Here is an 8,873-nt window from a genome sequence, read left to right as displayed (position 1 = left end):
CGATCTACGTGACCGTATTTCTGCTGGTCAAGTGGTGGGCCGCCGGGGGATCGAACCCCGAACCCGCGGATTAAAAGTCCGCTGCTCTGCCAGTTGAGCTAGCGGCCCGTCGCCCAGGTTAGTGGAAGCCGGTGCGGAGTGAGGACGGTGGTGACCCGTCCCTCCCGGACGGGCCAGGATGGGGCGGTGAGCCAGCACTACGAGATCGTCTTCTCCCTCTTCCTCCGCGACGACACTCCCGGCGACGTCCTCGACGAGCTGCGCTGGCACCTCGGCGCCGACCAGCCCGCGCCCCGCGCGCCCGTCGTGCCGGGTGGACCCCACCTGCGGCCCGATCCCGGCAGCTTCCTGCCCGGCGGGGACTCCGCGTCCCTGCGCCGGCAGTACCGGTTCACCCGAGGCGATCAGGACTGGCACGCCTGGGGGCTGTCCGCGCGGGTCCTGTGGTCCGACGACACGTGGGCCGAGGTGTGGTGGCAGTTCGCGCAGTGGCTCGCGCCGTTCGCCGACGAGGACGGGTACGCCGGGTTCTTCCGCGAGGAGACCGACGAGAACCCCACGCTGCTGCTCGTGCGGCGGGGGGAGCCCCTGCTCGGCACGTTCAGCGAGGACCCGCAGCCCTTCTCCGGCTGAGGGGCGGGGGAGGGCTCAGTCCTCGCCGCTGACCGCGTGGAGCCGGCGCATCGGCAGGACGAACCACAGCGACGCGAAGCCCAGGCCCACCAGCACGCCGACCACCACGGCGGGCCAGCCGCCGACCACGATCTCGCTGACCAGGAGCACGGTGCCGGTCATCGCCACGGCCAGGCAGATCAGGCCCGCGACGGTGGTGCGGTTGGCGAGGTGCACGATCTGCTCGCGCCTGCCCTGGCGGAACAGCAGCCGGTGCCACGCCGCGGGTGCGGTGAGCAGGGCCGCGGCCGCGGCGGCGAACAGGACGGTCACCAGGTGGGTGCCGCGGACGTAGTCGTTGACGCTCGCGTACCGCTCGGTGAAGGCGATCGACAGCAGGAACCCGAAGAGGATCTGCACACCGCCCTGGGCGACCCTCAGTTCCTGCAGCAGCTCGCTCACGTTCCGCGCGAGGCGCTCGTGCTCGGCCTCGGCCTCGGCCGCTCGTTCGGTCTCTGTCACGCTCACTCGACCGTCGTACCCCGGTCCACCTTCCGCCAACCGGAGATCGATCTGGAAGGCATCCGCGCCAGCAGGTCACAATGGGTGGTGATGTCCACTGCGCCCACCACCACCAAGCCCCTGCGGATCGGCCCCTTCGAGGTCGGCACGCCCGTCGTGCTCGCCCCCATGGCCGGCATCACGAACGTCGCGTTCCGGCGGTTGTGCCGCCAGTACGGCGCCGGTCTCTACGTGTGCGAGATGATCACCGCGCGCGCTCTGGTCGAGCGCGACGCGATGACGATGCACATGATCACGTTCGATCCGGACGAGCACCCGCGCTCCATGCAGCTCTACGGGGTCGACCCGCGGACCGTGGGCGAGGCGGTGCGGATGATCGTCGCGGAGGACCTCGCCGACCACGTGGACATGAACTTCGGCTGTCCGGTGCCCAAGGTGACCCGCAAGGGCGGTGGCGCGGCGCTGCCCTACAAGCGGCGGCTGTTCGCCGAGATCGTGCGCGCCGCGGTCGAGGCGGCCGAGCCCGCCGGGCTCCCGGTGACGGTGAAGTTCCGCATCGGCATCGACGACGAGCACCTCACCTACCTGGACGCCGGGCGCATCGCCGAGGCCGAGGGGGCGCGGGCGGTGGCCCTGCACGCGCGCACGGCGGCGCAGCGCTACTCGGGCCAGGCGGACTGGTCGGCCATCGCGCGGCTCAAGGAGGCCGTGACGAGCGTCCCGGTCCTGGGCAACGGCGACGTCTTCAGCGCGCAGGACGCGCTGCGCATGGTCGACGAGACGGGCTGCGACGGCGTCGTCGTCGGCCGGGGCTGCCTGGGCCGCCCGTGGCTGTTCCGGGACCTCCAGGCCGCCTTCGCGGGCGAGCCCGTCCCGGAGGGCCCGGCGCTGGGCGAGGTGGCGCGGGTGCTGCGCACGCACGCGGAGCTGCTGACCGAGCACCACGACGAGGACAAGGGCGTGCGCGAGCTGCGCAAGCACATGGCCTGGTACCTGCGCGGCTTCCCGGTGGGCGGTGACCTGCGGCGGTCGTTCGCGATGGTGAGCACGCTCGCCGAGCTGGACGACCTGATCGGGCAGCTCGACCTCGACGCGGAGTTCCCGGCCGAGGCGGAGGGACCGCGCGGGCGGCAGGGCTCTCCCGGGCGGGTCGTGCTGCCGGAGGGCTGGCTCGACGACCCGGAGGACTCGACGGTGCCGGCCGGGGCGGACGTGATGCACTCCGGTGGCTGACCGGTCGCTGGCGGCGCTGCTGACGTGCGGCGTGCTGGCCGCCTGCTCGGCGTGCACCTCGGTGCTGCCGGGCACGGCGGCCCCGCTGAGCGTCACCGACGTGGAGCGGACGCGGGTCGGCGAGTACTTCGACCGGCTGAACGAGGCCGGTGCCGCGGGACCGGGGCCGCAGCGGGAGCTGCTGGCGCGGACCCAGCACCCCGACCACCGCGAGCACGCGTGCACGCTGGGCGAGGCGACGCTGCGCATGACGCCGACCATGTCGACCCTGCGCGGTGACGCCGACTGGGTGCCGCCGGGCGAACGGGGTCACCCGAGGGGGGTCGTGCTGGCCGTCGCCGTCACGGTGACCGTGGTGCGGGACTCGCAGGAGCTGGGCAGTCAGATCGGGACGGTGCACGTCGTCGTCCTGGACGGCACGGCGTACGGCTTCGCGCCGTGCGTCACCGGGTGAACCGGGCCTCTTTTCACGCAGAGGCAGCTCATCCGCCGAACGTCACCAGTTCGGAGCAGCCGTCGGTCAACCAGAAGAGGGAAATCACAAGTTGACCTGTCCCTCCGGCTCAAGCGCCGCCTCTTGCAAGACGACACCTGGCTAAGTAGGGAGGTGAGCGCGAATGACCGCACTGCGACCCGACGTCGCCCAGTCCGATCCGCACCGGCAGCCGGAGTCCGGCCGGCCGGGGGGTGTCGCGCTCCCCCGTCTCGCCGCACCGGTCTCCGACAAGGCCGCGGTCGGGGCGGAGAACGCCGGGCTCGTGCAGCTCCACGAGTCCATCGCCGCTCTGCTCGCGTCACGCGGTCAGTGGCGCCAGGCGTACCAGCACCTGAGGTCGGCGCTGGACATCGTCTACGCCGACCAGGACGAGCAGCCGCACATCCCCGAGCAGCTCCGCCGCGAGGTCGACCGGCTGCGCAAGGAGCACGCCGAGGCGCGCGAGCAGAGCATCCGCGACAGCCTGACCGACAGCTACAACCGCCGGTACCTCGACCAGAAGCTCGTCGACATGCTGACCCGCGGCACGACGGGCCGCGGCCTGGCGGTCGCACTGATCGACCTGGACTTCTTCAAGCAGGTCAACGACACCTTCGGCCACCTGCTGGGTGACCGCGTGCTCCAGCGCGTCGTCGAACTGCTCCAGCACGACCTGCCGCGGGGTGCCTTCTGCGCCCGGTACGGCGGTGAGGAGTTCGCACTCGTCCTGCCGGGCCTCGACACCTCCGCCGCGGTGTCCGTCGTCGAGGCCGCACGTGAACGTGTCGAGCGTCACGACTGGGCGGAGATCGCGCCGGGGCTGCGCGTGACCGTCAGCGTCGGTCTGGCTCACGAGTCCGCCGCCGACGGCTCGGCCGAGCACCAGCCCGTCGGGGCCGAGCAGCAGCTCCTGCGTGCGGACAGCCTGCTCTACACGGCCAAGCAGTCCGGGCGGAACGCCGTGGCCTACCGCGAGAACGGCCGAGTACGCCTCGCCGGAGCCGCCTCGAAGCGGCGATCCATAGCTGAAACGCGAGTCCTCGGTTACTACTGAGTGACCAAACTGCCCCTTTCGGGCGAAGGCAGTTGCGCGTAAGCGAGTATGCGGAGCATCGGGATCACCAGGAGTGGTCGTCAGGACTGGCCTCCATCCGTAGTATCGCGGACGCACAGACACGCCGGTGGTGCGACCAATGTGTCCCGGCTGTCGTCAAGTCGTGATGACGACCCACTGAAGAGCACGTGTGTGAAGGGAGACCGGGTGCCCGACGAGCCCCGCCGTGGTGGCCCCGGACACCGAGGCGCGCAGGACCCCCACGAGCCCGACGACGAGCAGTCGGGCGGTCGGAGGAGACGGTCGGCCGAGAGCGGTGGCCTGAGCGTTTCAGAGCTGCTCGAGCAGCACAGCAGGGCGAACATCCCGCGCCCCGTGCCGCCGGGCCAGCCGCCCCGGACCCAGCCGCCCGCGCCCCCGCACTCGGCGGAGACGACCGGCAGGCGTGCCGCGCCGGAACCGGCCACCGGACGCCGCGCAGCCCCCGAACCCACCACCGGACGCCGCGCCGCACCGGAACCCGCCACCGGACGCCGGGCCGCCCCCGAACCCGCCACCGGACGCCGCGCCGCGCCCGAGCCCTCCGCGCACCGGGCCGAGTCCGCGGGTCACCACGCCGCGCCCCCGACCGAGCCCACCGGCAGGCGTGCCGCGCCGGAACCGGCCACCGGGCGCCGCGCAGCCCCCGAACCCGCCACCGGACGCCGCGCCGCACCGGAACAGCCCACCGGACGCCGCGCCGCCCCCGAGCAGCCCACCGGGCGCCGGGCCGCGCCGTCCGTTCCCCCCGCCGAGTCGGCGGGCCGTCGCGCGATCGTTCCGCCGGTGCCCCCGCCGAGTCCCGCGCAGCCCGTTCAGCAGCCTCCCGCCGAGGCGACCGGCCGCCGGGCCGCGCCGCCGCGCGAGCAGGGCCTCCCGCCGCGCGAGCCCGGTCTTCCGCCGCGCGAGCAGGGTCTTCCGCCACGGGAACCCGGTCTTCCGCCGCGCGAGCAGGGTCTTCCGCCGCGCGAGCAGAGTCTTCCGCCGCGCGAGCAGAGTCTTCCGCCGCGCGAGCAGAGTCTTCCGCCGCGCGAGCAGGGCAGCAGGCAGCGTCCTGCCCCCACCGACCGGGCACCGCTGCCGCCGCGCGGTGAGCAGGCGGGGCGTCGGCTCGCCCCGCCGCCTCCCGGCCCGTCCGTCGCCGAGCAGTCCTCCAGCCGCCACCCCCGTCCCGAGGTGCCCGGCGGTCGTCCGCCCGTCGCGCCGTCGCGCGGCGAGGCCACGGGCCGACGCTTGGCGAAGCCGCCGGTCCCCCCGGCCGAGCAGCCCACCACGATCCAGCCGCCGGTCGCCCCGCCGCCGGGCGCCCCGCCCCTGAACGCCCCGCCGCACGGCGCGTCCCGCGCCGAGTCCAGCAACCGGATGCCGATGCCGTCGCGCGCGGCCCGGCCCCGGCCCGGCGAGCCCGCGCCGCCCGTCGCGCCGGTGCAGGCCCCCAGCGGCCTGGAGTCGCGGCTCAGCCCGCCCGCGGACAAGCCGCCGCTGCCCGAGGCGCCCGTGCGGCAGCCCCGCACCGGACCCGAGCGCCGCGAGGACGTGGACCCGGCGAGCCTGACCGCCGAGATGGAGCCGATCGGCGACGAGGTCAAGAAGCGCCGCGAGGTCGACCACACGCTCGCGCGGTTCTCCGCCGTGCACGACGAGCTCGCCGAGCAGGAGCGCCAGCGCAAGGAGCGCAGGCAGAAGCTCATGCCGTGGAAGAACGAGCACGATCCCGACGAGCCGGAGGCGACGCAGTTCAGCGAGGCCGTCCCGGACGACGACGAGGACGAGGGCGGCCCACCGCGCGAACGCGCCCGGACCGCGCAGCAGACCAAGATCATCGCCGCCGTCAAGCTCACCTCGCTGAGCCTCGCGGTGATCGTGTTCCTGGCCACCGGTGTCGCCTGGGGCGCCACCGTCTGGTTCGACAGCAAGCTCGTCGAGGTCGACGCGCTCAACGAGAACTCCGCGGCCGTCCTGGAGGCCGACAAGCAGCTCGGCGACGAGAACTTCCTCATCGTCGGCTCCGACACCCGCGTGGGCGCCAAGCCGGAGGACGGCGTCGGCGACACCACTCAGGAGCAGGGCGCGCGCTCCGACGTGATGATGATCGCCCACATCCCGGCCGACCGGAAGCGCGTCGTCATCGTCTCCGTCCCGCGCGACGTGCGGATCACCCGCCCCGAGTGCCAGGAGTGGGACCCGCAGACCGGTGTCCTCACCGGACAGACGCTGCCCGAGCAGGAGGACGTCCACGCGAACGAGGCGTACGCGGTGGGCGGCCCGAAGTGCGTGTCGGAGATGGTCACCGGCCTCACCGGCCTGAAGATCAACCACTTCGTGAGCGTGGACTTCAACGGCTTCAAGGACATGGTCAACGCCGTCGGCTCCATCAAGGTCTGCGTGCCGGGCCGGATGGACGACGAGGAGCTCGGCCTGCTGTTCGAGAAGGGCGGCGAGTACGAGATCTCCGACGACCTCGCGCTGCGGTACGTGCGCGCGCGCAAGATCAAGGGCGAGCTGAAGACGGACTACGAGCGCATCGACCGGCAGAAGCAGTTCATGTCGTCCCTGCTGCGCCAGGTGCTCTCCAGCGAGACGCTGCTGAGCCCCACCAAGCTCAACGCGTTCATCAACGCCTTCACCGGCGCCACGGTCGGCCAGAACATCAGCGTCGGCGACCTGCTCACGCTCGGCCAGTCCTTGCAGGGCCTCGAACCCAGCCGCGTCTCCTTCGTGACGATCCCCTCGCACACCGACGAGGGCCCGACGCCGGGGAACGACGACAACGTCGAGGTGCTGGAGGAGGAGAACACCGCCGCGCTGTTCACCGCGATCCGCAACGGCACCCCGCTGCCGGGCGAGACGCCGGAGGCGACCGGCACCGAGCCGGCGAAGGGGGCCGACCCCGCCGCCGTCGGGAAGGGCTCCGTCGTCGACCCGAAGTCGGTCAGCGTCCAGGTCCTCAACGGTGACGAGAACTTCGGCGGCACCGCGTCCGCCGTGGCCGGGCAGCTGCGGGAACTGGGCTTCACGGTGGTCAACGTCGACGACGTGCCGAACACCGGCCGGACCGTCGTCCGCTACGCCGCCGGCGGCGAGAACTGGGCGGAGACGCTGAAGGCGGCGATCCCCTCGGCCGAGCTGGAGGTCGACCCGAGCATGGGCGGCGCGGTGGCGCTCGTCCTCGGCACGGACTTCGACGGCACGGTCGTCGCGCCGCAGGGGGCCACGGGCGGTCAGGGGCAGACGCCGCAGACCACGACGCCGGAGGACCTGGCCATCGTCAACGCGGGAGAGCAGAACTCCTGCGCGTGAAGCAGATCAGCTTCTCGTCGGGGGTTCATCTCCGGTTCACCGTCGGATGTCGTGACCGCGACACCCGGCACGTACGCTGACGCCATGCGTGAGGCCTACCACGATCAGCTCGGACAACTCGCCGACCAGCTCGCCGACATGTGCGGCATGGTCGGTGACGCCATGGAGCGTGCGACCAAGTCCCTGCTGGAGGCCGATCTCGGCCTCGCCGAGCAGGTCATCAGCGACGACGTCAAGATCGACGACGTTCGTGCGGACATCGAGGAGCAGGCGTACGCGCTGCTCGCCCTCCAGGCTCCGGTCGCCACGGACCTGCGCACCGTCCTCGCGGTGATCCACGCCGCCGAGAGCGTGGAGCGCATGGGAGACCTGGCGCTGCACGTGGCCAAGGCCGCGCGGCGCAGGCACCCGGACCCGGTGCTCGCCGAGGACGTCCGTCCCTACTTCGCCGAGATGGGCCGCGTCGCGGTCGAGCTGGCGCGGGAGGCCACCGAGGTCATCCGCACCCAGGACGTCCCGCGGGCGCGCGCCATGGACGAGGCGGACGACGCGATGGACGACCTGCACCGGCACCTGTTCTCGGTGATCATGAGCAAGGAGTGGCAGCACGGCGTGCCCTCGGCCGTGGACGTCACACTGCTGGGCCGCTTCTACGAGCGCTTCGCCGACCACGCGGTCTCGGTGTCCAAGCGCACCGTCTTCATCGTGACCGGCAAGATGCCCGGGTACAACGGCGACGACCAGCAGAGCTGATCACCTGACGAGGGGCCCCGCCGCCGGCGGGGCCCCTCTCACGTCCCGTACGACGAAGGCCACCTCCGCCAGACGCGGAGGTGGCCTTCGTCGTACGGGCGGCGGATCAGCCGAAGCGGCCGGAGATGTAGTCCTCGGTCGCCTTCTGGGACGGGTTGGAGAAGATCTTCTCGGTGTCGTCGACCTCGATGAGACGGCCGGGCTGGCCGACACCGTTGAGGTTGAAGAACGCCGTCTGGTCGCTCACCCGCGCGGCCTGCTGCATGTTGTGGGTGACGATGACGATCGTGAAGTCCTTCTTCAGCTCGGTGATCAGGTCCTCGATCGCGAGCGTGGAGATGGGGTCCAGGGCCGAGCAGGGCTCGTCCATCAGCAGCACGTCGGGCTGCACGGCGATGGCGCGCGCGATGCACAGACGCTGCTGCTGACCACCGGACAGACCGCCACCGGGGCGGTCCAGGCGGTCCTTGACCTCGTTCCAGAGGTTGGCGCCGCGCAGGGAGCGCTCCGCCACCTCGTCGAGCTGCTTCTTGTTCTTCGTGCCGGCGAGCCGGAGACCCGCGACCACGTTGTCCTTGATGGACATCGTGGGGAACGGGTTGGGGCGCTGGAACACCATGCCGATCGTGCGGCGCACCTGCACCGGGTCGACGGAGGAGGCGTAGATGTCCTCGCCGTCGAGCTGCACGCTGCCCTCGACCCGCGCGCCGGGCGCGACCTCGTGCATCCGGTTCAGCGACCGCAGCACGGTGGACTTGCCGCACCCGGACGGGCCGATGAAGGCCGTCACGTTGCGGGGCGGCACGGCGATGGACACCTCCTGCACGGCGTGGAACTTGCCGTAGTAGAGGTTCAGTTCCTTGACGTCGATTCGCTTGGCCATTA

Annotated in this window: 8 protein-coding genes and 1 tRNA gene; 6 read left to right on the top strand and 3 right to left on the bottom strand. The window is 72.2% G+C overall.

The genetic code is table 11. The features are described 5' to 3' along the window. Positions 1 to 32 precede the first annotated feature (32 nt). A tRNA-Lys gene (locus IMZ35_RS29625) sits at positions 33 to 108 on the bottom strand. Positions 109 to 186: 78 nt separating this feature from the next. Between IMZ35_RS29625 and IMZ35_RS29620 the strand changes: the two genes are divergently transcribed. Next, positions 187 to 633 carry a hypothetical protein gene (locus IMZ35_RS29620; protein WP_199444520.1) on the top strand — a complete coding sequence of 149 codons (447 nt, stop codon included), beginning with the start codon at positions 187 to 189 and terminating at the stop codon, positions 631 to 633. A 15-nt stretch (positions 634 to 648) separates the two neighbouring features. Here the strand turns inward: IMZ35_RS29620 and IMZ35_RS29615 are convergent, their stop codons facing one another. Then, positions 649 to 1,134, bottom strand: coding sequence for a DUF6328 family protein (locus tag IMZ35_RS29615; RefSeq protein ID WP_199444519.1), 486 nt, complete (start codon positions 1,132 to 1,134; stop codon positions 649 to 651). A gap of 90 nt (positions 1,135 to 1,224) precedes the next feature. On the opposite strand from IMZ35_RS29615, the gene dusB reads away from it, so the two are divergent. The 5 genes from dusB (at position 1,225) to phoU (ending at position 7,988) form a co-directional block, all read left to right on the top strand. Further along, entirely contained in the window at positions 1,225 to 2,367 is a 1,143-nt protein-coding gene (dusB, locus tag IMZ35_RS29610) for a tRNA dihydrouridine synthase DusB (RefSeq protein WP_199444518.1), read from the top strand. After that, entirely contained in the window at positions 2,360 to 2,821 is a 462-nt protein-coding gene (locus IMZ35_RS29605) for a hypothetical protein (protein ID WP_307869017.1), read from the top strand. Before dusB ends, IMZ35_RS29605 begins: the two co-directional genes overlap by 8 nt. Positions 2,822 to 2,984: 163 nt before the next feature. Further along, positions 2,985 to 3,896 carry a GGDEF domain-containing protein gene (locus IMZ35_RS29600; protein WP_199444517.1) on the top strand — a complete coding sequence of 304 codons (912 nt, stop codon included), beginning with the start codon at positions 2,985 to 2,987 and terminating at the stop codon, positions 3,894 to 3,896. Positions 3,897 to 4,103: 207 nt separating this feature from the next. After that, positions 4,104 to 7,235, top strand: a complete 3,132-nt coding sequence (locus tag IMZ35_RS32030) for an LCP family protein (RefSeq protein WP_199444516.1) — start codon at positions 4,104 to 4,106, stop codon at positions 7,233 to 7,235. Between the two features lie 84 nt (positions 7,236 to 7,319). Next, entirely contained in the window at positions 7,320 to 7,988 is a 669-nt protein-coding gene (phoU, locus tag IMZ35_RS29590) for a phosphate signaling complex protein PhoU (protein ID WP_199444515.1), read from the top strand. Positions 7,989 to 8,094: 106 nt separating this feature from the next. Here the strand turns inward: phoU and pstB are convergent, their stop codons facing one another. Next, entirely contained in the window at positions 8,095 to 8,871 is a 777-nt protein-coding gene (pstB, locus tag IMZ35_RS29585) for a phosphate ABC transporter ATP-binding protein PstB (RefSeq protein WP_199444514.1), read from the bottom strand. Between the last annotated feature and the right edge of the window lie 2 nt (positions 8,872 to 8,873).

It is taken from the genome of Umezawaea beigongshangensis (assembly GCF_016464305.1).
In the GTDB taxonomy this organism is placed as follows: Bacteria; Actinomycetota; Actinomycetes; order Mycobacteriales; family Pseudonocardiaceae; genus Umezawaea_A; species Umezawaea_A beigongshangensis.
Note: the sequence above shows the minus strand (reverse complement) of the source record. Positions and strands in the feature narration are given on the sequence as shown.